The sequence below is a fragment of the Peptoniphilus phoceensis genome (assembly GCF_001517665.2).
Lineage (GTDB): Bacteria > Bacillota > Clostridia > Tissierellales > Peptoniphilaceae > Peptoniphilus_A > Peptoniphilus_A timonensis.
Genome location: NZ_LN999809.1, coordinates 573,707 through 596,729, shown reverse-complemented (window position 1 = coordinate 596,729; position 23,023 = coordinate 573,707). Strand labels below are relative to the sequence as shown.

Below are 23,023 nucleotides of genomic sequence, written 5' to 3'. Positions count from 1 at the left end.
TGATGGACTGTTTATTTTGTAAAATTATTAAGGGAGAAATTCCTTCAGAAAAACTTTATGAAGATGAACTTGTGTATGCTTTTAGAGATATAGACCCACAAGCTCCAACTCATTTTTTAATTGTGCCAAAGGAGCATATTCAATCAGCAGATGACCTTGAAGAAAAACACAAGGACTTAATTGGACATGTGTTTCTAGTGGCAAAGAAGCTTTGTGCTGAAGAAGGTCTAACTAAAGGATACAGAATAGTAAATAATTGCAAAGAAGACGGCGGTCAAAGTGTTGATCACTTACATTTCCATGTACTTGGAGGAAGAAGTTTAAATTGGCCACCAGGTTGATAAAATTTTTTTTAATGCTAGGATTTATGTCCTGGCATTTTTTTATGAAAAATTTTAAATAAAAATGTATTTTACACACTTTTACAATATTGTCTATGTTAAAAGTTTAAAATATTATATATAATTAATATAAAGATAATTTTCTTATTTAAAGAAGGAAGATGATTTATGAAATTAGGATTTGTAGATGTAGGTGGAGGTACTCGCGGTATTTATGGGGCGGGAGTTTTTGATTATTTAATGGAAGAAGGCATTAGTGGAGATTATTTCATTGGAGTTTCTGCAGGGGCTGCTAATGGTGCATCCTTTCTTGCAAATCAGCCTAGAAGAAATTTTGTGTTTTATAATAATTATGCCTTTAGAAAAGAATATATGAGTTTAAAAAATTTTTTGAGGACTGGTTCTTATATTGACCTAGATTATATTTATTATGATTTAAGCAGTTCTAATGGCGAGTATCCCCTTGATTATAAGACTTTAAAAGAAAATCCAATGGAATTTGAAATTGTTGCAACAGATGCGAGAACTGGAAAGCCGAAATATTTTAATAAAAATGATCTTGTAATTGATAATTATGACCCAATAAAAGCATCTTGTTGTGTTCCAGTATTGTGCAAACCCTATAAAATAAAGGGCGTTGACTATGTTGATGGAGGATTAAGTGATCCTATTCCTTTTAAAAGAGCTTTTGAAGCTGGATGTGACAAAGTAATACTAGTTTTGACTAGGCCGAAAGATTATTTTAGAGAGAAGAGAAAAGACAAAAAGTTTGTCAGGATTCTAAGAAGAAATTATCCTGTTCTTTCAAGAACTTTTGCAAAAAGACATGAGATTTACAATACTTGTCTAAGAGAAGCCTTAAAACTTGAAAAAGAAAACAGGATAATTATAGTTGCACCAAGTGATATTGGGAACTTAAAAACTCTAAGTCAAGATCATAAACAATTGGAAAAATTATATGAAATGGGGAGAAAGGATGCAAGAAAAGTTTTAACTTTAGAAAATATTAATAGAAAATGAGTTGATATGTGTGCCAAAAATAAAATCAAAAATTAGAAAAATTGAAAATAAATTAGGGAAAGAAAATAGGAATTTAAATGAATCAGATGTAAATGTTAAAAAAAGATTTAAAAAAATTCAAGTTGTTGCTTTAGTTTCCTTTGCTTCAATTTTACTTGTATTGTTATTAACTCGAACTGGGAATGTGACAATAGATTCAATTATTGAAAATGCCAATGGCAATGAAAAAAAGTCTATCTTATCCCTATTTGCATTATTTGCTGTAAAAAGTTTAACTATTATAATTCCGCTACCATCACTATATATAGCTAGTGGTGTTTTATTTAAACCTGCAAAAGCACTAGTAATTAGCTACATTGGATTGGCAATAACTCTTACAATTCCCTTTGTTCTAGGAAGATGGTCTGGTGCAGAAGAAATGACTTATCTTAAAAACAAATATCCTAAGATCGAAAAACTCATTGAGATGCAAGAAAGAAATGAATTTTTGGCAAGTTTCGTAATTAGACTAATTGGTTGGTTTCCTTGTGATATTTTGAGTTTTTACTTTGGTGCATGTAAGACAAATTACATAAAATATATTACTTCATCACTTCTTGGAGCCTCAATTGGGGTTATAACAAATACTCTTCTTGGAGATGTAATTTTGGATCCTCTTTCTTGGCAATTTTTGACAATGATCTTAATAAAAATTTTTATTTCTGTTTCTGTTGTGGCAATAACTTACTTTGTAAATAAAAACAAAAATCTTAAAAAATAAAAATATTATTGAAGTTTTGCGATTTATAGAGTATAATAAACCTAAATTGGCCGAAAGGCTACTCTTTTCTACGAGAGGAGGTTAAAAAATGTCCGAAATCAGGGTTGGTGAAAATGAATCTTTAGACAATGCTCTTAAAAGATTCAAAAGACAATGTGCCACAAGTGGAGTTCTTAAAGAAGTAAGAAAAAGAGAACACTACGAAAAACCAAGTGTTAGAAGGAAGAAAAAATCCGAAGAGGCACGCAGAAAAAAACACAGATATTAAAGAGGGTGTTCTTATGTCTCTAAAAGAGAGACTCATGGCTGACTTAAAGAGTGCTATGAAAAATAAAGATAAACTTCGAAAAGATGTTATCACCATGGTTCGTGCAGCTATTAAACAAAAAGAAGTAGATGAACGAGTTGAGCTTGATGATGCTGATATTGAAAATATCATTGCTAAGCAACTAAAAGAAAAGAAATCGTCAATTGAAGAGTTTAAGAAAGGTAATAGAGAAGATTTAGTTGAACATACAAATCAAGAAATCGAAATATTACTTGACTACTTACCTGAGCAATTATCAGATGAAGAATTAAAAGAAATTATAAAAAAAGTAATTGACGAAAATGATATAACATCAATGAAGGATATTGGAAAATTAATGAAAAATGTAATGCCTTTAATAAAGGGCAAAGCTGATGGCAAACAAGTTAATGCCATTGCTAAAGATTTATTAAGCTAAAACTCGGGATTTTTCCCGGGTTTTATTTTTATATTTTTTTATAAAATTTAATCTTAAATTAGAATTTTTAAATGAATTTGTATTTTTGAACTTTTATGTAAAGATGTAAATTTTAAGTGTGATTAAAAAATCTTAAACTTTTCTTAAATAGAATTTAGATTATACGTAATTTGGATTGGGTAAAATAATTCTAAGTGCAAAGGAGGTTAACTTGAAAAAATTTAAGAATTTATTTTATAGTATGCCATTTTTACTTATTTTTTGTAATCTTGTGTATGCACAAGGAGAGAGAATGTCATCAATAGAAAATATTTTTTCTAATGATTATGTTTTTACGTTATTACTTATCGTGGCAATAGTAGCAGGCGTTTTTGAAATTCTAACTCCAGGTTTTGGATTTTCTGGTATTATTTCCATTGCTTCCTTTTTTGTATTTTTCTGGGGAAATATAAAAATGGGAAATACAAACTTTTATGAAATTTCACTTTTTGTAATAGGATTGCTTCTACTTGCACTTGAAATTATGATACCAGGTTTTGGAGTGGCTGGTATAAGTGGAATTATTGCAGTCTCAGTTGGTTTAGTCTTATCCATGAGTGATATTTATTTTGCTTTATTTTCATTAGCACTGGCACTTGTCATTGCAATAATATTGGGATTTGCTCTTTTTAAAAGAGGTATAAAGTCCGATACAATAAATAAACTTAGACTTTTTAAAGAAAGTTCAAGTGACAAGGGATATCTTAGTGTTGAAAGTGAAGAGGTCTCAATTGGAGATGTCTTATTAACAAAAACTCCACTTAGACCAACTGGTTACGCCTTATTAGGTGAAAAAAAGATAGAAGTAATTTCAGATGTTGGGTTCATTGGAAAAGATGAATCTGTTGTTGTAGTAAGAATTAGCGGGGCGAGAATTTTCGTCGAAAGAAATTAGGAGGACATATGAATTATTATCCTTTAGGGAGTATTATTATAATAGCTTTAATAGTTATTGTAGTGGCGATGTTTTTATCCTTTGTTCCAGTTGGACTTTGGGTTACAGCATTTTTCTCTGGTGTTAGAATAAAAATATCAGAACTTATTGGTATGAAATTAAGAAGAGTAAAACCATCAAGAATAGTTAGACCTGCCATCAAGGCGACTAAGGCTGGACTTGATTTAGAAATTTCTAGTCTTGAAGCTCACTATTTAGCAGGTGGTAATGTAAATACTCTAGTAGATGCTCTAATTGCAGCGCAAAGAGCTAATATACCACTTCAATTTGAAAGAGCTGCAGCAATTGATCTTGCAGGTAGAGATGTGCTTGAAGCTGTTCAAGTTTCTGTAAATCCAAAGGTAATTGAAACACCAAATATTTCAGCAGTAGCTCAAGATGGTATAGAAGTTATTGTTAAAGCTAAGGTAACTGTAAGGGCAAATATTGAAAGACTCGTTGGTGGTGCTGGTGAACAAACTATAATTGCAAGAGTTGGTGAAGGAATAGTAACTACAGTAGGTTCATCTCAAAGCTATAAGTCCGTTTTAGAAAACCCAGATTCTATTTCAAGAGTGGTTCTTGATAAGGGTCTTGATTCTGGTACAGCTTATGAAATTCTTTCAATTGATATTGCAGATGTTGATGTTGCAAGAAATATTGGGGCAAGACTTCAAACTGATCAAGCAGAAGCTGATAAGAGAATATCTGAAGCTAAAGCTAGTGAAAGACGTGCTATGGCACTAGCTCGTGAACAAGAAATGAAGGCAGAAGTTGAAGCCATGAGAGCAAAAGTTGTTGAAGCAGAATCTCAAGTTCCAATAGCTATGGCAGAAGCTTTAAAGAGTGGAAATCTTGGAGTCTTTGATTATTATAAAATGAAAAATTTAAACTCTGATACTGACATGAGAAATTCTATTTCCAAAATACCTGATAAAAATCACAAAAAGGAAAATAAATAATGGGACCTATTTTTAGTATTGTAATTGCCATTTTTTCTCTCATGCCTGCTATAATCTTTGTCATTGTTTTTAAAGTTTTACTTACTATTTTAAAAAGAGGTAAAAGTAAAATGACAGAAGATTTTTATGAAAATGAGAAAAAAATTGGGAATTCTAAAAATATTTATGAAAATAGAAGTTCAGATCAGGAAAGTTTAATAGATGAAATAAAAAGAGTAATCAAAGAAGAAAAAGAAAAAGATAAACTTAAAAAGGAATCCTCAGATAAAAAAATTAGGGACACTTATAAAGATAAAGTAAATAAATATAAGCATAATAATAAAAAAGATAAGATATTTATCAATAAGGATATTAACATTTCACAAAGAGAATTAAAGGAAAAATTATTAGAAAAAAAGTCTTTGTCTAGGGATAAACTTGAATCATCAAAAGTTAATGAAAATAAGGAAGTATTAGAGGGCTCAAGAAATCTTGAAAAAATGTCTGATAAAATTTTTGAAAGTGAATTTATCAAAGAATGTGAATCAGATTATGTTAGTTATGAAGACAATAATTCTGAAAATGATTTTTCACAAATTTTAAATTTTGATGAAGATGATTTACTTAAAATTCAAATATATAAAGAGATTTTTGATAAACCTTTAAGTCTTAGATAAATCAAGGCTTGCTTTCCATAATCTATGGAAAAGTAAGCCTTTTTATGATATTATTATATTCGCGTTTAAGGGGGTATATTTTTGGCAAAAATGGAAAAATCCATTGAAATTAATGATATAAATTTAATGTCTATTGTTTTTGGAAAGCTTGATGAAAATATTTCTCTTGTAGAAAAAGAGCTGGGACTAAGTGTTAAATCAAGGGATAATAAAATTATAGTAAGTGGAGAAGAAGATGTAGTTGAGGATGGATATCTTCTTTTAAATAATTTAATTGAAACTGCAAAAAAACAAAATAGCTTAAGTTTATCTGATGTTCGTTATGCTATTTCTCTTATAAAAAATAATGAGAAGAGACCAGTTTCAGAACTACTAAAGGATACTTTGGTTTACACATCTATGGGGAAACCAATTAGGGCAAAAACTTTAGGTCAAAAAAGATATATAGATAATATTAACAATAATGATATTGTGTTTGGAATTGGACCTGCAGGGACTGGAAAGACTTATCTTGCCATGGCTGCAGCGGTTCGTGCTTTTAAGGCTAAAGAAGTAAACAGAATAATTTTAACAAGACCTGCTGTTGAAGCTGGAGAAAATCTTGGATTTTTGCCAGGAGACTTGCAAAATAAAGTAGATCCTTATTTGAGACCGCTTTACGATGCCCTCTTTGAGATATTAGGACATGATACTTATAATAACTTATTTGAAAAGGGACTTATAGAAGTTGCACCTCTTGCTTATATGAGAGGTAGAACTTTAGATTCAGCCTTTGTAATTTTGGATGAAGCTCAAAATACAACAAATGAACAGATGAAGATGTTTTTAACAAGACTTGGATATGGTTCTAAGGCAATTGTGACAGGTGATGTTACACAAATTGACCTACCTAGTGGAAAGCAATCAGGTTTAAAAACTGTCCTAAAAATTTTAGCGGGAGTTAAGGGTATTGGCATAACTTACTTAAATAAAAATGATATTGTTCGTCATGCTCTAGTTCAAAGAATTATTGATGCTTATGAAAAATATGAAAAGACAAATGAAAAGGCAAATAAAGTTATAGAAGCAAAAAAATCAAAAAATGGGAGTAAATAATGGAAGTTTACTACGATGATAGGCAAGACAATATAAAAATAACAGAAGAGATGAAAAATCTTATTGAGAAATCTATAAAAGCTGTTTTAAAAGTTGAAGAACTTGACGATGATGTTGAAGTTTCTGTTTCCTTTGTAGGCGACGAAGAAATAAGAGATTTAAATAGAGATTATAGAGGAGTTGATAAATCAACGGATGTCTTGTCTTTTCCAATGGATGATGAGTTTATAATAGACAATAGAATCCTTGGTGATGTTATAATTAATACAAGAAGAGTTATGGAACAAGCAGAAGAGCTTGGTCACTCTCATGAAAGAGAATTGTCTTATCTTACTGTTCACAGCATTTTACATCTTTTGGGGTATGATCACATTGAAGATGAAGATAAAAAAGAAATGAGAGAAAGAGAAAAGTTATCTATGAAGGAACTTGAAATATATAGGTGATTTTATGAAAAAGGGACGTTTTATATCATCTTTTAATTATGCAGTGCAAGGTATTATTTCTGTATTAAAAACAGAGAGGAATATGAAATTTCACTATTTAGCTGCTTTAGGAATAATTATTTTATCTCTTTTTTTTGATATATCATCTACAGAATTTTTGTTAATGCTTTTTGCAATTAGTCTTGTTATATTTGCAGAAATGATAAATACAGCAATAGAGAGAACAGTGGACTTAGTTGTTCAAGAGTACAATCCCATAGCAAAGTATGTAAAGGATGTATCGGCAGGCGCAGTTTTAATTACAGCTTTAAATGCCGTTGTCGTTGCTTATCTTGTATTTTATGATAAATTTGCATCCTTTGGCGATCTTCTTTTATTTAAAATAAAAAATATGCCAAATCATTTGGCATTTGTTTCTTTACTTATAATTATTATCGCCACAGTTGGAGCAAAACTTTTGATGGCTAAGAAAAGTGGGGGAACTTATTTCCAAGGAGGAGGTCTAAGTGGACACTCTGCAATATCATTTTGTGCAGCGACTATTATAACAATGATAGCAGAAAATTCGCTTGTAACTCTTTGTTCCTTTGGACTTGCATTTCTAGTTGCAGAAAGTAGAGTAGAGGGGAAAATTCACAAGGTTTCTGAAGTTGTTGTAGGTGCAATTTTGGGAGTTTGTGTAGCAATATTTGTTTTTAAGGTAGTTGGTTAAATGGAATATAAAAAATTAATAGAGCTTGCAATAGATGCAAGAGAATATATGACCTATACACCCTATTCACATTTTAATGTTGGTTGTGCCATTGAGATGGAAGATGGATCAGTTTATACTGGTGGAAATATAGAAATAGCTTCATATTCACCAACAAATTGTGCGGAAAGAACTGCAATTTTTAAGGCAGTTTCTGAGGGTAAAAGAGAAATAAAAAAGATAGCAGTAGTTGGAGATAGTGATTACACTTTTCCTTGTGGAGTATGCAGGCAAGTTATTCGTGAGTTTTCAAAAAATCCTGAAATAATAATAGCAAACTCTACTGATGACTACAAAATTTTTGGAATGGAGGAAATTTTACCTCATTCCTTTGGTCCAGAGGACCTAAATGGAGATGAAAATGACAGAAAATAATTTTAAATCGGGATATGTGTCAGTGGTTGGAAGACCAAATGTTGGAAAGTCCACTCTTCTAAATGCAATAATTGGAGAGAAAATTTCAGCAATATCTTCAAAACCACAAACTACAAGACAAAATATAACCTTTATCCACACAGATGAAGATTCACAAATAATTTTTTTGGATACACCAGGAATACAAAAGCCAAAAAATAAGTTGGGAGAATTCATGCTTACTGAATCTAAAGAGGGAATAGAAGATTCAGATATTATAACTTATATAGTGGATACTTCTAAAAGAATTGGAAAAGCAGAAAGATCTATAATAGATATTTTAAAAGAGTATAAGGGCGAACTTCCAATAATTCTTTTGATAAATAAAGTTGACACAATAAAAAAAGATGAGCTTTTAGAAATTATATCAATGTATGCAGAAGAAGATATTTTTGATGATATTATTCCAATCTCTGCAATTAATAATGATGGTGTTGACATATATTTAGAAACTCTTAAAAACTTTTTGAAGCCTGGACCAATGTATTATCCAGAAGATATGATAACTGATAAAAATGAAAGATTTATTGTATCAGAAATTATAAGAGAAAAGGGGCTAAAATATTTAAATGAAGAAGTCCCTCATGGACTTGCAATTTCAATTGAAAAATTCAAAAAAAGACCAGATAAAAATATTTACGATATTGAAGCTAATATATATGTTGAAAGAGACTCTCACAAGGGAATTCTTATTGGCAAGAAAGGTTCTATGTTAAAGAAAATTGGAACTGAGTCAAGAGAAGAAGCTGAAAAACTTTTAGATGCTAAGGTAAATTTACAAATTTGGGTTAAAGTTGAGAAAAACTGGAGAGAAAAAGATAATTTGGTAAAAAGATTTGGCTACGATAAATAATTATACTTTGGGAATTGTACTAAATGAAATGGATTTTGGTGAGAGTTCAAAGATAATAAGAGTATTTACCAAAGAATATGGTAAAATTTCTATTATGGTAAAGGGTGCAATGAGTCCAAAATCTAAAAACTTGAGTGTTTCACAAGTTTTTGGTGTAAATGAATATTTATTAAAAAAAGGACAAAGTTTTTTTTATATTAGCGATTCAAAAATTCTTGAATCTAATTTTAAAATTAGAGAAAATTATGATAATTTAATTTATGCTTCTATTTTGTTAGAAATTTTGGATAAATCTTCTATAAGCGGTGAAACAAACAAAAAAGCATTTGATCTATTGAGAAAGACTTTGAAGTTTTTTAATTTCACTAAAGATCCAATTAGCCTTGCCTTGGCTTTTGAATTAAAATACCTAAGTTTTATTGGCTATAGACCAAGGCTTGATATTAAAGAAAGGTCTTATTTTTCTATAAGAGAAGGAATTATTGATTTTCAAGATCCATTTTCCTTTTCTCTAACAAGAAAAGATTTAGTTTATTTGAACGAGATTTTATATGGAAAGTTAGAAGATTTAGAAAATATCGAAAATATTGAAATAAGTAGGAAAAAATATTTGCATAATATTATAATAAAGTATATAAAATACAATTTAGATATAAGCAGTTTTAAGTCAGATAAGCTGTTTAATTAAGGAGGAAAAAATGTATTTCCAAGATTTAATTATGACATTGGAAAATTATTGGAAGGAAAAGGGAGCTATTATAATGCAACCTTATGATATTGAAAAGGGTGCAGGAACTATGAATCCAAATACTTTCTTAAGATCTCTTGGACCTGAAGAATGGAAAGTAGTTTATGTTGAACCTTCAAGAAGACCTGCAGATGGTAGATATGGTGAAAATCCAAATAGACTTTATCAACATCACCAATTGCAAGTTATTTTGAAACCATCTCCAGAAGATGTTCAACAACTTTATCTTGATTCACTTTTCGCAATTGGTATTGATCCAAAAAAACATGACATTAGATTTGTTGAAGACAATTGGGAATCTCCTACACTAGGTGCTTGGGGTCTTGGTTGGGAAGTTTGGCTTGATGGAATGGAAGTAACACAGTTTACTTATTTCCAACAAGTAGGTGGAGTAAACCTTGATCTAGAAAGTGCTGAATTAACTTATGGACTTGAAAGAATTGCAATGTATCTTCAAAATGTAGAGTCAGTATATGATATTAAATATAATGAAAATATAACTTACGGAGAAGTATTTAAGAAAAATGAATATGAACACTCAAAATATGCTTTTGAAAGTGCTGATATAGATATGCTTAGAAAACTTTTTGATATGTATGAAGCTGAAGCACAAAGAGTAATTGGAGAAGATATAGTAATTGATGCTTATGACTACACTTTAAAGTGTTCTCATGCTTTTAACTTATTAGACGCAAGAGGAGCCCTTTCTGTTTCTGAAAGAACTAGCTACATCCAAAGAGTAAGAAATCTTGCAAGACTTGTAGCAAAAACTCATTTAAAACACAGAGAAGAAATGAATTATCCCCTTATAAATAGAGGTGAAATAAATGAATAATTATTTACTTGAAATTGGAGTTGAAGAATTGCCATCTAGATTTGTAAATATGGCAATAGAACAACTTAAAGATAAATCTCAAAAATTATTAGTTGAAAATGAACTTGGATTTGAAGATGTAAAAGTTTATGCAACTCCTAGAAGACTTAGCCTTATAATTGAATCCTTAGATGAAAAACAAAAAGATATGCAAAAAGAAGTTAAGGGACCTTCTGTAAAAATTGCTTATGATGATGAAAAAAATCCTACAAAACCACTTTTAGGTTTTATGAAATCTCAAAAAATTACTGAAGATGACATAGTTATAAAAGAAGTTAAGGGAACAGATTATATTTTTGCACAAATTTCATCAGTGGGTAAAGAGTCTTCTGAAATTTTAAAAGAAATAATACCTGGACTAATTAAGGACATTAATTTTCCAAAAAATATGCGTTGGGGTGGAAAGAATTTAAGATTTGCAAGACCAATAAGATGGATTGTATCTCTTCTAGATGATAAGGTTGTTGATTTTGATTTTGAAGGAATTCAAGTTGGAAACACTACTAAAGGTCATAGATTTTTAGGATCATCAGAAGTTATCATAGACAATGTAGAAAATTATGAAAAGTTACTTGAAGATAATTATGTAATTCTAGACCAAAATAAAAGACGTGAAATTATAAAATACGAATCAACAAAGATTGCAAAGTCTCTTGGTGGAGAAATTCACGAAAACGAAGATCTTTTAGAAGAATTAACTTATATAGTTGAATATCCAAGTCCAATTAAGGGAAGCATAAAGGAAAAATATTTAAGTCTTCCAAAAGAAGTTGTAACAACTACAATGATTGATCATTTGAGATTTACTCCAATCTATTCACAAAAAGGTGAGTTACTTCCATATTTTATTACAGTTAGAAATGGTACTAAAGATTATGAAGACATTGTAATAGCTGGAAATGAAAAAGTTCTTGGAGCAAGACTTGAAGATGCTAAATTCTTCTATGATGACGATATTTCAAGACCACTGGAAGATTATGTTGAAAATTTAAATGGTGTTTTATTCCATGATAAATTAGGAACAATGCTTGAAAAAGAAAAAAGAGATGGCGTAGTTGCAAATAAAATTGCAGAATCACTTTCTTTTGCAGATGAAGCTATTGATGCTATAAAAAGAGTAGCTCATCTTTCTAAAGCAGATTTGACAACAAAAATGGTAATCGAATTTACTGAACTTCAAGGTGTTATTGGAGAAATTTATGCTTTAAAATCTGGTGAAAAAGATATTGTTGCTACTGCAATAAGAGAACAATACCTTCCAAAATTCGCAGGAGATAAGCTTCCAGAATCAAGTGTAGGCTCAATTTTTTCACTAGCTGATAAAATTGATACAATTGCTGGGCTTTTTGCTATAGGTGAAATTCCTACAGGTTCAACAGATCCCTTTGCTTTAAGAAGATCTGCTATTGGTGTAATTAATATAATTAGAAATAATTCTTGGAAATTTGATTTAAATGAAGCTGTAGAAGCTAGTTTATATGAATATATAAATGATCTTGGTCTTACTTTTAACCACGAAGAAGTTATTGAAAACGTAAGAGATTTCTTCTTTGGAAGAATTAAAACTATGCTTCAAGAAGAAGGCATTAGGTATGATATTATAGATTCAGTTTTAATTCCGGAAAGTGAAATACACAATATCTTTGATAAAGCTAATGAACTAGATGAATGGTTTAAAGAAGATAGGAGCCATTTTGTTGATGCATATAAGAGAATAAATAATTTAACAAAAAATGTAGATTTACTTGAAATTAATGAAGATCTTCTAAAAGAAGAAGCTGAAAAAGATTTATATAATAAATTTACTGAAATTGATGAAAGTTTTAATGATGCTTTATCATCAGAAAGATATAAGGAAGCTATGGACTTATTAAATGATTTAGTTCCTGCTATTGATTCTTTCTTTGACAGTGTAATGGTAATGGCTGAAGATGAAAAAATTAGAGAAAATAGACTAGCACTCATAAATAGAATTGAGGAAAATATTCAAAAAATATTAAAAATCGATAATATTGTAGAATAGGTCGGTGAGCAAATGAAATTCAGTGATAGGCAGACTGAAATTATTGATATTGTAAAGGAAAAGGGCCCTATAACTGGTGATGAGATAGCAGAAATTTTAGGACTTTCAAGAGCTACTATAAGGTCTGATCTTTCTGTACTCACAATGATAAATATTTTGGGAGCAAGACCAAAGTTTGGATATTTTTATACTGGAAAATCTATTTTTTCTCAGTTGTCTAGTGACTTAAAGAAATTAAAGTTGAAAGATTATATGTCACTTCCTTTTTCTTGTGACCAAAAAACTTCTGTCTATGATGTTGTGGTAGATTTATTTATGGAAGATTTATCATCAATGTTTGTTACTGATGGCGGATTTCTAACAGGTATTGTATCAAGAAAAGATTTAATTAGATTTATGATTGGTGATGCTGATATTAAAAAGACTCCCATAAGTGTAATTATGACAAGAATGCCAAATATTTTTTATGTAAATATAGATGACAGTGTTTATAAGGCTGCAAATCTAATTGTGACAAAGGGTATTGATTCCCTTCCTGTTGTAGAAGTTAAAAATAATAATGATCTTGAAGTTGTTGGCAGATTTACAAAGACAAATGTTACGAGACTTTTTGTTGATGTTTGTGATGGCGAGATAATTTAGGAGGAGAAATGAATAAAGACGATAATCAACTTACTATTTTTGTAATTTCAGATTCTATTGGCGAAACTGGGGAGTTAATTGCAAAATCTTCTGCAAGACAATTTGAATCAGAAAATTATGAAATTATTAGATACCCTTATCATAATAGTATTGAACAAATTAAACCTGTACTAGAAAAGGCATCAAAAATAAAAAATAGTCTTATAGTTTATACAAATGTTGTTAAGGAAACTAGAGATTTTATCGAAGAAAAGACTCATGAATTAAAATTACACACTGTTGATGTTATGGGAGAACCATTACTTCAAATTGAAGATATTTTAGGATATGAACCTTTAAGAGAACCTGGTTTAATTAGAAGGCTAGATGAAAATTATTTTAAAAAGGTTGAATGTGTTGAGTTTGCTGTAAAATACGATGATGGTAAAGATCCTCGTGGTGCGAAAAAGGCAGATATATGTCTAGTTGGTATTTCTAGAACTTCAAAGACTCCTCTATCTATGTATCTTGCAAATAAACTTTATAAAGTTGCTAATATTCCACTTGTTCCTGAAGTTCCTGTTCCAAAGGAAGTTTATGAAAAAGACGTTGATAAGATAATTGGACTTACAGCAAATCCGGAAAAGATTATTTCTGTAAGAGAGCAGAGATTAAAATCTTTAGGCTTAACTTCAGGTGCAAAATATGCTAATTACGATAGAATAAGAGATGAATTAAATTATTCAAAGCAAGTTATGGAAGAATTAGGTTGTTTTGTAATTGATGTATCTGACAAGGCAATCGAAGAAACTGCTGAAATCATCATTAAACATATGGAATCCAGGAAGTGATTAAATGAATCTTCGAGTTGAGAGAGAAAAACTTGAACACAAGATGTTTTTTGAATATGCTACTTTTGCAGATTCAACTTTGGGAAGAAATAAAGATGAAGAAAAATCCGATCTTAGAACTGAATTTCAAAGAGATAGGGACAGGATTATCCACTCAAAGAGTTTTAGGAGATTAAAACATAAGACGCAGGTCTTTATTTCTCCTGAGGGTGACCATTTTAGGACAAGACTCACTCACACTCTTGAAGTTAGTCAAATAGCTAGAACGATAGCTAGAGCATTGAGGCTTAATGAAGATTTAGTAGAAGCAATTTCTTTAGGGCATGATCTTGGTCATACACCTTTTGGACATTCTGGTGAAGCAGTTCTAAATGAATTAAAAAGTACAGGCTTTATTCACGGTGAACAGTCTTTAAAAGTAGTTGACTTTTTGGAAAGATCTGAAAAAAGAATTGGTTTAAATTTAACTGAAGAAGTTAGAGATGGAATTCTAAATCATTCTGGCAGTAGCAATGCAAAAACTTTAGAGGGAAAAATTATAAAATTCGCAGATAGAATTGCCTATATAAATCATGATATTGATGATGCAATTAGGGCTGGAATTATTTCTTCTGATTCACTTCCTAAAGAATTAACTAAGGTTTTGGGAAATACTTCTTCTGAAAGAATTAACACGATGATTAACGGCATAGTTAATGAATCTTATGGGAATCCTATTGTTGAAATGGAAAAAGAAGTCTATGAGGCAACTATGGAACTTAGACAGTATATGTTTAAAAGGGTTTATATGGATCCTGTTGTAAAAAGTGAAGAGATAAAAATTAAAAGACTTTTGACAGAACTTTATAGATTTTATGCAGAAGATTTAAGTAGAATACCAGAAAATCATCTAAGTCTTTATAGTGATAGAAGTCATAGCGATGAAGATATTGTATCTGACTATATAGCTGGAATGACTGATACTTATGCAATGAAGCAAATAAAAAATATTTTTATACCGAAGGGATGGAGCATTTAATTGTACCTTATAAATGACAATGTTCTTGATGAAATAAGAGATAGGGCAGATATTGTAGATTTAATTGGAGAATATGTGGACTTAAAGAAGTCTGGATCCAATTATATGGGACTCTGCCCTTTTCATTCTGAAAAAACTCCTTCATTTTCTGTTTCCAGTTCTAAATCTATTTTTAAATGTTTTGGATGTGGAGTTGGCGGAGATGTAATCACTTTTGTAATGAAAAGAGAAAATTTAAGTTTTCCTGAGGCTGTGGAATTTTTAGCAGATAAGTACAATGTTAGACTCGAAGAATACAAGGATGAAAATAAAGAAGCACGTGAAAAAAGAAATAGGCTATACGAAATAAATAGGGAAGCAGCCTTACATTTTCTAAAAAATTTTCAAGCATCAAAAAAAGCGCAATTATATTTAAATAATAGGATGCTAAGTGCAAAAACTATTAGATCTTACGGCATAGGATATTCTAAAGATTCTTGGACTGATTTATACGATCATTTAACAAGTTTGGGATATAAAGAAGATGAACTTTTAGACTTAAATTTAATTTCAAAAAGTAAAAATGGAAATTATATTGACAGATTTCGAGATAGAATCATGTTTCCAATTATAAATAGAAATAATAAGGTAATTGGGTTTGGAGCAAGGGGTTTTGGTGATACAAAACCGAAGTATTTAAATTCTAGAGAAACTCCTATTTTTCATAAAGGTAGTAATGTTTTTAACATGAATATAATTTCTAGAGAGTCAAGTCGAGAAAGAATTATCTTAGTAGAAGGCTATATGGATGTTATATCTTTATACAATAGTGGTATAAATTATAGTGTAGCAAGCCTTGGTACTTCTCTTACATTTGACCAGGCTAATATTATTAAGAAAATGGCTAAAGATATTTACATTTGTTATGACAGTGATAATGCAGGTATTAACGCAACTGCAAGAGCCATAGATATTTTTCTTCAAGCATCAGTAAAGCCTAAAATAATAGAACTTAATGATGGATTGGATCCTGACGATTTTATAAAAAAATATGGATTAGAAGCTTTTGAAAATAAAATTAAATCTTCTATATCTTATATCGAATTTAAAATAAAAAAACTTAGGGAAAATTATAATCTAGAAGATAATGAGGGACTTAGCAATTTTACAATTGAAGCCGCAAAAATTTTTTCTAGTATAAAAAATCCCATAGAAAGAGATATTTTTGTAAAAGAATTCTCAAAAAATTACAATATTTCAAATTTAGCAATTGAAAATTATATAAATTATCTAAATAGGAATAGGGTTAAAGAAGCAAAAAAGGAAAAGTTTAAGGTAAAGAAAAATACAAATGTTGTGAAATCTAATAGGACTAGAGCACAAGAGGAATTATTATCGTATTCTTTACTGGACAATGATATTTACAATTATATCAAAAAAAGAATTGAAGTTTTTTATTTTAGCAACGCCATGACTAGGGCTGTCTTTGAAGAAATACCTAAATTTTTTGAAGAAGAGATGGAGCTAAATGATTTTTTAACTCTTTTAGAATCAAATAGGCTCATTGACACTGTGTTTAAGAATAATATTTTAGCAATTATAAATGATATCTATGTAAATGAAAAAGTAGTCGATGAATTGATAAGAACTGTCGAAGGTAATTATCTTCAAAATCAAAAAAACAAAATCCTCGAAAATATCGAAAAACTTCAAGGGGGAGAAAATAAAAATCTTCTACTCGAAGCTTTAAAAGAATTGCAAGAAATTAATTTAAAGTTAAACGAGTTGAAAGAGGAGGGCAATTATGAGTGAAAAATTAAAAAATAAAGAATCTATTGATTCCATAAGAGAACGACTCTTAAAAGATGGAAAAAAGGACGGAAAACTTACCTATGAGGAAATAGGAGATGCCTTTGAAAAAGTTCAAATAGATTCAGATGATATAGATGAACTATATAAACTATTTGAAAAAGAAGGAATACATTTAGTTGACAAAAAAAATTCAAAAGATGATGAAGATGAAGTAGATGTTACTAAAGAGGATTTATCAGTCCCAAAGGGAGTAACAGTAGATGATCCTGTAAGAATGTATTTAAAAGAAATTGGAAAGATTTCACTTTTAACAGCTGATGAAGAAGTTGAAATAGCTAAGAGAATGGAAGCAGGCGATGAGTTTGCAAAAAAAGAGCTTGCTGAAGCCAATTTAAGACTCGTAGTTTCTATTGCTAAAAGATATGTTGGCAGGGGAATGAGCTTTTTAGATTTAATTCAAGAAGGAAATCTTGGACTCATGAAAGCAGTGGATAAATTTGATTACACTAAGGGTTTTAAATTTTCAACTTATGCTACTTGGTGGATTAGACAAGCAATTACAAGAGCTATTGCAGACCAAGCTAGAACTATAAGAATTCCAGTTCATATGGTTGAAACAATTAATAAGCTTGTCAGGGTACAAAGACAACTAGTGCAGGATCTTGGACGTGATCCTCTACCAGAAGAAATTGCAGCAGAAATGAATTTAGACGTAGATAGAGTTCGTGAAATTCAAAAAATTGCTCAAGAACCAGTTTCATTGGAAACTCCAATTGGTGAAGAAGAAGATTCACATCTAGGTGATTTTATACCAGATGATGAAATTCTATCACCGCAAGATGCAGCTACTTTCACTTTGTTAAAAGAACAATTAAACACAGTTTTAGAAACTTTGACAGAAAGAGAAAAGAAAGTTCTTACTTTAAGATTCGGACTTGATGATGGAAGAGCAAGAACTCTAGAAGAAGTTGGTAAGGAATTTGATGTAACTCGTGAAAGAATTAGACAAATTGAAGCAAAAGCTTTGAGAAAGTTACGTCATCCAAGTAGATCAAAGAAATTAAAGGATTATTTAGAATGATAAAATTATCAAAGAGGCTTAATAAAATTGCAGAACTTGTAGATTTTGGGGCTTCGGTAATTGATGTGGGCACAGATCATGGATATGTGCCCAATTTTTTATGCGAAAATAAAATTTCAAGTGATATTATTGCGACAGATATCTCAAAAAATTCTTTACAAAAGTCTATTGATTTAACAAAAGAATTGGGAAATGAAAAATACATTAGAAATATATTAGCAAATGGAATTATTGATGAAAAACGAGATAATATAATTATTGCAGGATTAGGCGGGATACAAATTGCAGAGATTATTAATAATTCTATTGAAATTGCAAAAAGTGCAAATAAATTAATATTGCAACCAATGCAAAAAACACAGATTCTCCGTCGTGAATTAAATAATCTTGGATTTAAAATTATAGATGAGTACATTATTTATGAAGATGATAGGTATTTTGAAATTATTGTTGCAAAGTTTTTGAAGGAAGTTAAAATTGAAACTTTTAAAGATGAAGATTATTATTTTTCAAAAAAATTAATAGAGAAAAAAGATAAAACATATTTAAAATTTTTATTAGATAAAAAAACTTATTTAGAAAATATATTACAAAACTTTGATCCAAATAATCTTAGGACAAAAAAAAGAAGTGATGAAATTAAATCTTTGATTTTAAAAATAGAGGAGGCAATAGATGAAATATCCAATTGAAGATATAAAAAATTATATGGAAAGTTGGGCAAAAAATGATTATCAACTTTCCTGGGATAATTCTGGCAGCCAAGTTGAGTTTAAAGATTTCACTAAATCTGTAGTTTTAGCTATGGATGTTACAGATAAAGTCATAGATAAGGCTATAGAAACAGAATCAAAGCTCATAATAAGCCATCATCCTATGTTTTTTAGTGGAAATAAAAATATTATTGAAGGGACTTATTTGGGAGATAATATAATAAAATTAATTAAAAATAATATTTCAGTTTTTTCTTACCATACTTCTATGGATGTGGCAGATGATGGAGTTAATGACACACTTTTTGAAAAATTAAATCTTAAAGGTAAATCTGTTTTAACTTATGAAGAAGAAAAAGCTATGGGCCTAGTAGGAGAATTTGAAAGTGCATATAGTCTTGAAGAATTAGATAAATTTTTAAAAGAAAAGCTTCAAGTAAAAAAAATAAAATATTACGGAAGAACTAATAGAAAAATTAAAAAAGTTGCAATTCTTGGCGGAAGTGGAGCAGATTTTATTGATATAGCTAAAAGTAATGGTGTAGATGCTTATATAACTTCTGATATAAAATATCATGACGGACAAAGAGCTTATGAAGAAGATCTGATTTTAATAGACCTTGGACATTTTTATTCAGAAAGAATAATTCTTCCAAAAATAAAAAAAAGACTTGAAAAAAACTTTAAGGAATTAGATTTTTATATACAAGAAGAAAGTAGCTTTGAACTTGATATTTGAGAGATTCAGTGGTAAAATTATCTGGTAAGTAAATTGGTCAACTGCACAAATGTGAGGAAAGTCCGCGCTCCACAGAGCAGGGATGCTGGCTAACGGCCAGTGGGGGTGACCCCAAGGCTAGTGCAACAGAAATATACCGCCCCTTGGGTAAGGTTGGAAAGGCGAGGTAAGAGCTCACCAGGTCATTAGTGATAATGATGCTATGTAAACCCCATTCGGAGCAAAACCAAATAGGAATAACAGATGTTGCTCGCATCTGCCGGTAGGTAGGTTGCTAGAAATTATAGGTAACTATAATTCAAGATAGATAGTTGACAAAACAGAACGCGGCTTATAGATTTACTTACTACATATAATTTATATTTTTTAAAAAGTTACAAAATAGTTAAAATTGTTTTAACTATTTTGTAACTTTTTGTTGTTTTTTTGTAATTAGTTTGTTATACTTAATTAGTAATAAAAATGTAGGCAAAAAAATATATAAAAAAATATCTAAAAATATAAAAGCATAGGAGTTGTTAGTATTGGTTTCCTTTAAAAATAAATTGCCACTTGGCTTATTTGCACTTTGTGCAGTGTCAATAGTTGGCATGAAAGATACAGGAGTATTTATTAACGAACACATTCAAAAAACATATAGTGGTAATGAAATAGACTTTTCAATTGGAGAAAAAGTTGAAGTCCTTGAAAAAAAAGGTAATGACTTTTTTGTTCAAAAGGGAAAAGCTAAAGTAACTATTCCACAAGATAAAATTTTACTTACAGAAGTTAATGTTCCAACATATAAAATTGTAAAAGCTAGTCCAATTCTTGATGATAATGGAAAAATAATAAGAAGCTTATTTGTTGATGAATATGCAGTTGGAATTTCAGTAGATAATACTACAGCAAAAATTAAGTGTAATGACGGTACAATAGGTAATGTAAACAGAACAGCACTTAAAAAAGTTGCCGATAAGAGAAATAATGTTACAGAAGTTGAAGTGAAAAACAACACTGTTGCTAAAAGTGACAATGGTAGAAAAATTAATTTAAATAAAAAACAAGTTGTTGATGTAATTGATTACAAAAATGGTAATTTTGTAATTGACGAAAAGGGTACTTCTTATAATGTTGAAGCTAAAGATTTAAATATTGTATCTGGACAAAAAGTTGAAAAGATTCAAGAAAACAAAGATGAAAGTATTTTATCTTCAGATGAAGAAAACATTCAAGAAGCTATAAAAAATAAAGAAGAAATTAAAGTAAGCTTTGAATATAAAAAAGCTGCAGCTCCAAATGCGTCAATTGCTGCAAAAGTTATATCTTCTGCAGAAAATAAACTTGGATCTACATATGTATATGGAGATACTGGTAATGCTGGATTTGATTGTTCAGGTTTAGTTTATTCAATTTATAATGACGAACTTGGAATTTCAATCCCAAGATCTTCTAGAACTCAATCAACTTATGGAAAACAAGTTTCTAAGTCTGATTTACAAGAAGGAGATTTAGTATTCTTTAATACAACAGGTAATGGAGTTAGTCATGTTGGTATTTATGTTGGCGATGGAAAATTTATCCATGCTTCTTCAGGTCAAGGAAAAGTTATGACATCTTCTCTTACTGAAGGTTATTACCAAGAAAGATACGTAAACGCTACTCGTGTTTTATAATTTTAAGAAAATTAAGAGCCTTAGGGCTCTTTTTTTGGCTTTATGTCAAATATTAGCTAGACTCGTTAATTCGAGTCTTTATTTTTATCTAAAAATGAAGACATAAAGGCTAATAAAACATCAAATCTAAAATTACTAAAAAACAAATAAAATAATAAAGATATTTTATGAAATTTTTTATAAAAAAATAACCACTAGCATTAACTAGTGGTTATGATTTAAAATTTATTTTCTAAATTATCTTAGAGATGGTCCTTGATTGTAGTTAGCTGCATCATTTCTGTCGTCTCTATTTTTTAATTGGAATTCTTTTCTAGTCATAACATCATCTACACGAACATTAACTTCAACAACTTTAAGACCAGTCATTTGACCAACTGATTGAGAGATGTTTCTCTTTAATTCTTCAAATACCTTTGGAGCAGAGTGTCCATATTCAAGAATTATTGATGCATCGATTGCAGCTTCTTGTTCTCCAACATCAGCAGAAATACCTTTAGTTAAGCTATATCCACCAAATTGTTCTGAGATTCCTGAGAAGAATCCGCCCTTCATATCAAGTACTCCTGGAACTTCGTGACATGCAATTGCTGCAATTTTTTCTATAACAGAATCTTCAAAAGTTAATTTAGATTCGTGTTTATTTTGTTCTTCTTGAGCAGAGTCTTTAATATCTTCTTGTTTTTCTTTGAAGTTATCTTTTGCGTTTTCTACAAATTCTTCTCTTTTTTGAGCTTTTTCTCTTTTTTCTTGTTCTTTTTTGTTAATTCCTGCTATTTCGTTATATTTTGCTTCTGTTGCCATTATTTTTCTCTCCTTTAAAATTAGTAACTAAATAAAATTAATACTTTCTAAACAATCTTTCTAACCAAAATAAAATTCTCGGATCACCATCTTTAAATTTCCCATAGCTATTGCCAATGAGGAAAAGAATCGCAATTAAAAGTGTTCTGAAAAAACCTATTGTTAAAAACAAAATTGCAATTATGATTCCAAGTAAAGTGTACTTGAACTCATTCCAATGAAGTCGAGTGAAATTTCTAAATCTTTCTTTTATAATAGAATTTTCTCTTTCCTTTTGTTTTTCTAGGAGAACAATTTTTTGATTCTCTTGGTTTTCTCTAGAGTTCTCATAATAATTTTGATAATCCGGATAATTTCCATAATTATTTCTCATATGAGCCCCCTAAACAACTCTTTTACCTGATTCTTCTTTGATGTCGTAAAATTCTACATTAACCTCTTTTACTGAATATCCAGTAAATTTTTCTAAGTTAGAAGATACATCATTTTTAATTCTTTTTCCTAATGAATTTAAATCAATGCCTTCTTGCACTCCGCAAGTTATTTTGGTACTGATTTCGTGCTTACTACCATTATTTACTCTTACATCAACATCTGATCTTTTCACTTCATTATAGTTTTCTAACGTTGATAAAACATTATTTTCAACTGCTCTTGAAGTGATGAGCATCTCACCGTCCTCATCCTTGTCTATAACGTATGAGTTAAGTGTAGGGAGGACTAATACTCTAATAAAATTAAATAGAGCATATAGAGCTGCTATTGCTGATACTACAGTTAGGAAATAGAAAAACCAATCTTGTTTATAAAAATTTCCTAAATCTGCCGTTATTTTGCCATAATCATATAATAAGAAATATGTGCAAAATAGAGATAAGAATAAGGCGATAGAAAAAATTGCATTAATCCATTTGCGCCATCTCTTCAAACCTAATTCCTCCTTTTATTAAGAAATCATCAACTAGTGAAGCTCTCTTAATTTATATATAACCAAAGAATATTATTTTATTCATAATTTTGAAAGTTATTATTATATTTTAGTATCTAGTTATTACAATAAAGCTTTAAAAGACTGTTAGAATCATATTTAAATGAGAAAAAAATAAAAA

At 29.8% G+C, this 23,023-nt stretch carries 27 protein-coding genes and 1 other RNA gene; 25 read left to right on the top strand and 3 right to left on the bottom strand.

Features of this window, described 5'->3' with window-relative positions:
- Positions 1-2 precede the first annotated feature (2 nt).
- The 25 genes from BN3657_RS07080 (at position 3) to BN3657_RS06960 (ending at position 21,110) form a co-directional block, all read left to right on the top strand.
- On the top strand, positions 3-341 hold the full coding sequence (locus BN3657_RS07080) for a histidine triad nucleotide-binding protein (protein ID WP_062552346.1): 339 nt from the start codon (positions 3-5) through the stop codon (positions 339-341).
- A gap of 168 nt (positions 342-509) precedes the next feature.
- Positions 510-1,361 carry a patatin-like phospholipase family protein gene (locus tag BN3657_RS07075; protein ID WP_062552345.1) on the top strand — a complete coding sequence of 284 codons (852 nt, stop codon included), beginning with the start codon at positions 510-512 and terminating at the stop codon, positions 1,359-1,361.
- A gap of 10 nt (positions 1,362-1,371) precedes the next feature.
- The gene (locus BN3657_RS07070; RefSeq protein ID WP_062552344.1) at positions 1,372-2,121 is read left to right on the top strand and encodes a TVP38/TMEM64 family protein; all 750 of its coding nucleotides are present in this window, start codon (positions 1,372-1,374) and stop codon (positions 2,119-2,121) included.
- 88 nt (positions 2,122-2,209) lie between these two features.
- On the top strand, positions 2,210-2,389 hold the full coding sequence (gene rpsU / locus BN3657_RS07065; RefSeq protein ID WP_005957648.1) for a 30S ribosomal protein S21: 180 nt from the start codon (positions 2,210-2,212) through the stop codon (positions 2,387-2,389).
- Between the two features lie 13 nt (positions 2,390-2,402).
- Positions 2,403-2,846 (top strand): GatB/YqeY domain-containing protein, encoded by a 444-nt coding sequence (locus BN3657_RS07060; RefSeq protein WP_019138382.1) that lies wholly within the window; start codon positions 2,403-2,405, stop codon positions 2,844-2,846.
- A gap of 211 nt (positions 2,847-3,057) precedes the next feature.
- Entirely contained in the window at positions 3,058-3,780 is a 723-nt protein-coding gene (locus tag BN3657_RS07055; RefSeq protein WP_062552343.1) for an NfeD family protein, read from the top strand.
- 8 nt (positions 3,781-3,788) lie between these two features.
- Complete coding sequence (gene floA, locus BN3657_RS07050; RefSeq protein ID WP_062552342.1) at positions 3,789-4,781, top strand: flotillin-like protein FloA; 993 nt, start codon at positions 3,789-3,791, stop codon at positions 4,779-4,781.
- Positions 4,781-5,437 carry a hypothetical protein gene (locus tag BN3657_RS07045; RefSeq protein WP_062552341.1) on the top strand — a complete coding sequence of 219 codons (657 nt, stop codon included), beginning with the start codon at positions 4,781-4,783 and terminating at the stop codon, positions 5,435-5,437. Before floA ends, BN3657_RS07045 begins: the two co-directional genes overlap by 1 nt.
- An 81-nt stretch (positions 5,438-5,518) precedes the next feature.
- Positions 5,519-6,532, top strand: a complete 1,014-nt coding sequence (locus tag BN3657_RS07040; RefSeq protein WP_098039834.1) for a PhoH family protein — start codon at positions 5,519-5,521, stop codon at positions 6,530-6,532.
- Positions 6,532-6,978, top strand: coding sequence for an rRNA maturation RNase YbeY (gene ybeY / locus BN3657_RS07035; RefSeq protein WP_062552340.1), 447 nt, complete (start codon positions 6,532-6,534; stop codon positions 6,976-6,978). The genes BN3657_RS07040 and ybeY overlap by 1 nt, the downstream gene beginning before the upstream one ends.
- A gap of 4 nt (positions 6,979-6,982) precedes the next feature.
- Complete coding sequence (locus BN3657_RS07030) at positions 6,983-7,690, top strand: diacylglycerol kinase (protein ID WP_019138376.1); 708 nt, start codon at positions 6,983-6,985, stop codon at positions 7,688-7,690.
- Entirely contained in the window at positions 7,691-8,104 is a 414-nt protein-coding gene (locus tag BN3657_RS07025) for a cytidine deaminase (protein WP_062552339.1), read from the top strand.
- On the top strand, positions 8,091-8,996 hold the full coding sequence (era, locus tag BN3657_RS07020; protein ID WP_062552338.1) for a GTPase Era: 906 nt from the start codon (positions 8,091-8,093) through the stop codon (positions 8,994-8,996). The genes BN3657_RS07025 and era overlap by 14 nt, the downstream gene beginning before the upstream one ends.
- Entirely contained in the window at positions 8,980-9,684 is a 705-nt protein-coding gene (recO, locus tag BN3657_RS07015; protein WP_062552337.1) for a DNA repair protein RecO, read from the top strand. The genes era and recO overlap by 17 nt, the downstream gene beginning before the upstream one ends.
- A 10-nt stretch (positions 9,685-9,694) precedes the next feature.
- Positions 9,695-10,579 (top strand): glycine--tRNA ligase subunit alpha, encoded by an 885-nt coding sequence (locus tag BN3657_RS07010; protein ID WP_062552336.1) that lies wholly within the window; start codon positions 9,695-9,697, stop codon positions 10,577-10,579.
- Positions 10,572-12,641, top strand: a complete 2,070-nt coding sequence (glyS, locus tag BN3657_RS07005; RefSeq protein WP_062552335.1) for a glycine--tRNA ligase subunit beta — start codon at positions 10,572-10,574, stop codon at positions 12,639-12,641. Before BN3657_RS07010 ends, glyS begins: the two co-directional genes overlap by 8 nt.
- A gap of 12 nt (positions 12,642-12,653) precedes the next feature.
- On the top strand, positions 12,654-13,283 hold the full coding sequence (locus BN3657_RS07000) for a CBS domain-containing protein (RefSeq protein ID WP_062552334.1): 630 nt from the start codon (positions 12,654-12,656) through the stop codon (positions 13,281-13,283).
- 8 nt (positions 13,284-13,291) lie between these two features.
- Positions 13,292-14,113 (top strand): pyruvate, water dikinase regulatory protein, encoded by an 822-nt coding sequence (locus BN3657_RS06995; RefSeq protein WP_062552333.1) that lies wholly within the window; start codon positions 13,292-13,294, stop codon positions 14,111-14,113.
- Positions 14,114-14,117: 4 nt separating this feature from the next.
- A complete protein-coding gene (locus BN3657_RS06990) occupies positions 14,118-15,131 on the top strand; it encodes a deoxyguanosinetriphosphate triphosphohydrolase (protein ID WP_062552332.1) in 1,014 nt (337 codons plus the stop codon).
- Positions 15,132-16,922: a DNA primase gene (dnaG, locus tag BN3657_RS06985; protein WP_062552331.1), complete on the top strand. Its 1,791-nt coding sequence runs from the start codon at positions 15,132-15,134 to the stop codon at positions 16,920-16,922.
- Positions 16,915-18,003, top strand: coding sequence for an RNA polymerase sigma factor RpoD (gene rpoD / locus BN3657_RS06980; protein ID WP_062552330.1), 1,089 nt, complete (start codon positions 16,915-16,917; stop codon positions 18,001-18,003). Before dnaG ends, rpoD begins: the two co-directional genes overlap by 8 nt.
- Positions 18,000-18,695: a tRNA (adenine(22)-N(1))-methyltransferase gene (locus BN3657_RS06975; RefSeq protein WP_019138366.1), complete on the top strand. Its 696-nt coding sequence runs from the start codon at positions 18,000-18,002 to the stop codon at positions 18,693-18,695. Before rpoD ends, BN3657_RS06975 begins: the two co-directional genes overlap by 4 nt.
- Positions 18,679-19,455, top strand: a complete 777-nt coding sequence (locus BN3657_RS06970) for a Nif3-like dinuclear metal center hexameric protein (RefSeq protein WP_062552329.1) — start codon at positions 18,679-18,681, stop codon at positions 19,453-19,455. Before BN3657_RS06975 ends, BN3657_RS06970 begins: the two co-directional genes overlap by 17 nt.
- Before the next feature lie 25 nt (positions 19,456-19,480).
- Positions 19,481-19,805, top strand: an RNA gene (rnpB, locus tag BN3657_RS06965) — RNase P RNA component class A.
- A gap of 165 nt (positions 19,806-19,970) precedes the next feature.
- Positions 19,971-21,110 carry a C40 family peptidase gene (locus BN3657_RS06960; protein ID WP_230204196.1) on the top strand — a complete coding sequence of 380 codons (1,140 nt, stop codon included), beginning with the start codon at positions 19,971-19,973 and terminating at the stop codon, positions 21,108-21,110.
- A 237-nt stretch (positions 21,111-21,347) separates the two neighbouring features.
- Here BN3657_RS06960 and BN3657_RS06955 read toward each other — a convergent pair whose 3' ends face one another.
- The 3 genes from BN3657_RS06955 to amaP are packed head-to-tail and all read right to left on the bottom strand — an operon-like array spanning position 21,348 to position 22,842.
- Entirely contained in the window at positions 21,348-21,914 is a 567-nt protein-coding gene (locus BN3657_RS06955) for an Asp23/Gls24 family envelope stress response protein (protein WP_074017853.1), read from the bottom strand.
- 37 nt (positions 21,915-21,951) lie between these two features.
- Positions 21,952-22,287 carry a DUF2273 domain-containing protein gene (locus BN3657_RS06950; RefSeq protein WP_062552328.1) on the bottom strand — a complete coding sequence of 112 codons (336 nt, stop codon included), beginning with the start codon at positions 22,285-22,287 and terminating at the stop codon, positions 21,952-21,954.
- Positions 22,288-22,296: 9 nt separating this feature from the next.
- Positions 22,297-22,842 carry an alkaline shock response membrane anchor protein AmaP gene (gene amaP / locus BN3657_RS06945; RefSeq protein WP_062552327.1) on the bottom strand — a complete coding sequence of 182 codons (546 nt, stop codon included), beginning with the start codon at positions 22,840-22,842 and terminating at the stop codon, positions 22,297-22,299.
- Positions 22,843-23,023 lie beyond the last annotated feature (181 nt).

Bases quoted from the DNA above. Each gene is read 5' to 3' on its own strand.
- BN3657_RS06995 (WP_062552333.1), top strand. From the start codon at position 13,292: ATGAATAAAGACGATAATCAACTTACTATTTTTGTAATTTCAGATTCT.
- BN3657_RS07025 (WP_062552339.1), top strand. From the start codon at position 7,691: ATGGAATATAAAAAATTAATAGAGCTTGCAATAGATGCAAGAGAATAT.
- BN3657_RS06970 (WP_062552329.1), top strand. From the start codon at position 18,679: ATGAAATATCCAATTGAAGATATAAAAAATTATATGGAAAGTTGGGCA.
- BN3657_RS07075 (WP_062552345.1), top strand. From the start codon at position 510: ATGAAATTAGGATTTGTAGATGTAGGTGGAGGTACTCGCGGTATTTAT.
- BN3657_RS07060 (WP_019138382.1), top strand. From the start codon at position 2,403: ATGTCTCTAAAAGAGAGACTCATGGCTGACTTAAAGAGTGCTATGAAA.
- floA (WP_062552342.1), top strand. From the start codon at position 3,789: ATGAATTATTATCCTTTAGGGAGTATTATTATAATAGCTTTAATAGTT.
- BN3657_RS06975 (WP_019138366.1), top strand. From the start codon at position 18,000: ATGATAAAATTATCAAAGAGGCTTAATAAAATTGCAGAACTTGTAGAT.
- era (WP_062552338.1), top strand. From the start codon at position 8,091: ATGACAGAAAATAATTTTAAATCGGGATATGTGTCAGTGGTTGGAAGA.
- BN3657_RS07030 (WP_019138376.1), top strand. From the start codon at position 6,983: ATGAAAAAGGGACGTTTTATATCATCTTTTAATTATGCAGTGCAAGGT.
- BN3657_RS06955 (WP_074017853.1), bottom strand. From the start codon at position 21,914: ATGGCAACAGAAGCAAAATATAACGAAATAGCAGGAATTAACAAAAAA.
- BN3657_RS06950 (WP_062552328.1), bottom strand. From the start codon at position 22,287: ATGAGAAATAATTATGGAAATTATCCGGATTATCAAAATTATTATGAG.
- BN3657_RS07000 (WP_062552334.1), top strand. From the start codon at position 12,654: ATGAAATTCAGTGATAGGCAGACTGAAATTATTGATATTGTAAAGGAA.
- rpoD (WP_062552330.1), top strand. From the start codon at position 16,915: ATGAGTGAAAAATTAAAAAATAAAGAATCTATTGATTCCATAAGAGAA.
- BN3657_RS06990 (WP_062552332.1), top strand. From the start codon at position 14,118: ATGAATCTTCGAGTTGAGAGAGAAAAACTTGAACACAAGATGTTTTTT.
- BN3657_RS07045 (WP_062552341.1), top strand. From the start codon at position 4,781: ATGGGACCTATTTTTAGTATTGTAATTGCCATTTTTTCTCTCATGCCT.
- BN3657_RS07080 (WP_062552346.1), top strand. From the start codon at position 3: ATGGACTGTTTATTTTGTAAAATTATTAAGGGAGAAATTCCTTCAGAA.
- rpsU (WP_005957648.1), top strand. From the start codon at position 2,210: ATGTCCGAAATCAGGGTTGGTGAAAATGAATCTTTAGACAATGCTCTT.
- ybeY (WP_062552340.1), top strand. From the start codon at position 6,532: ATGGAAGTTTACTACGATGATAGGCAAGACAATATAAAAATAACAGAA.
- glyS (WP_062552335.1), top strand. From the start codon at position 10,572: ATGAATAATTATTTACTTGAAATTGGAGTTGAAGAATTGCCATCTAGA.
- BN3657_RS07010 (WP_062552336.1), top strand. From the start codon at position 9,695: ATGTATTTCCAAGATTTAATTATGACATTGGAAAATTATTGGAAGGAA.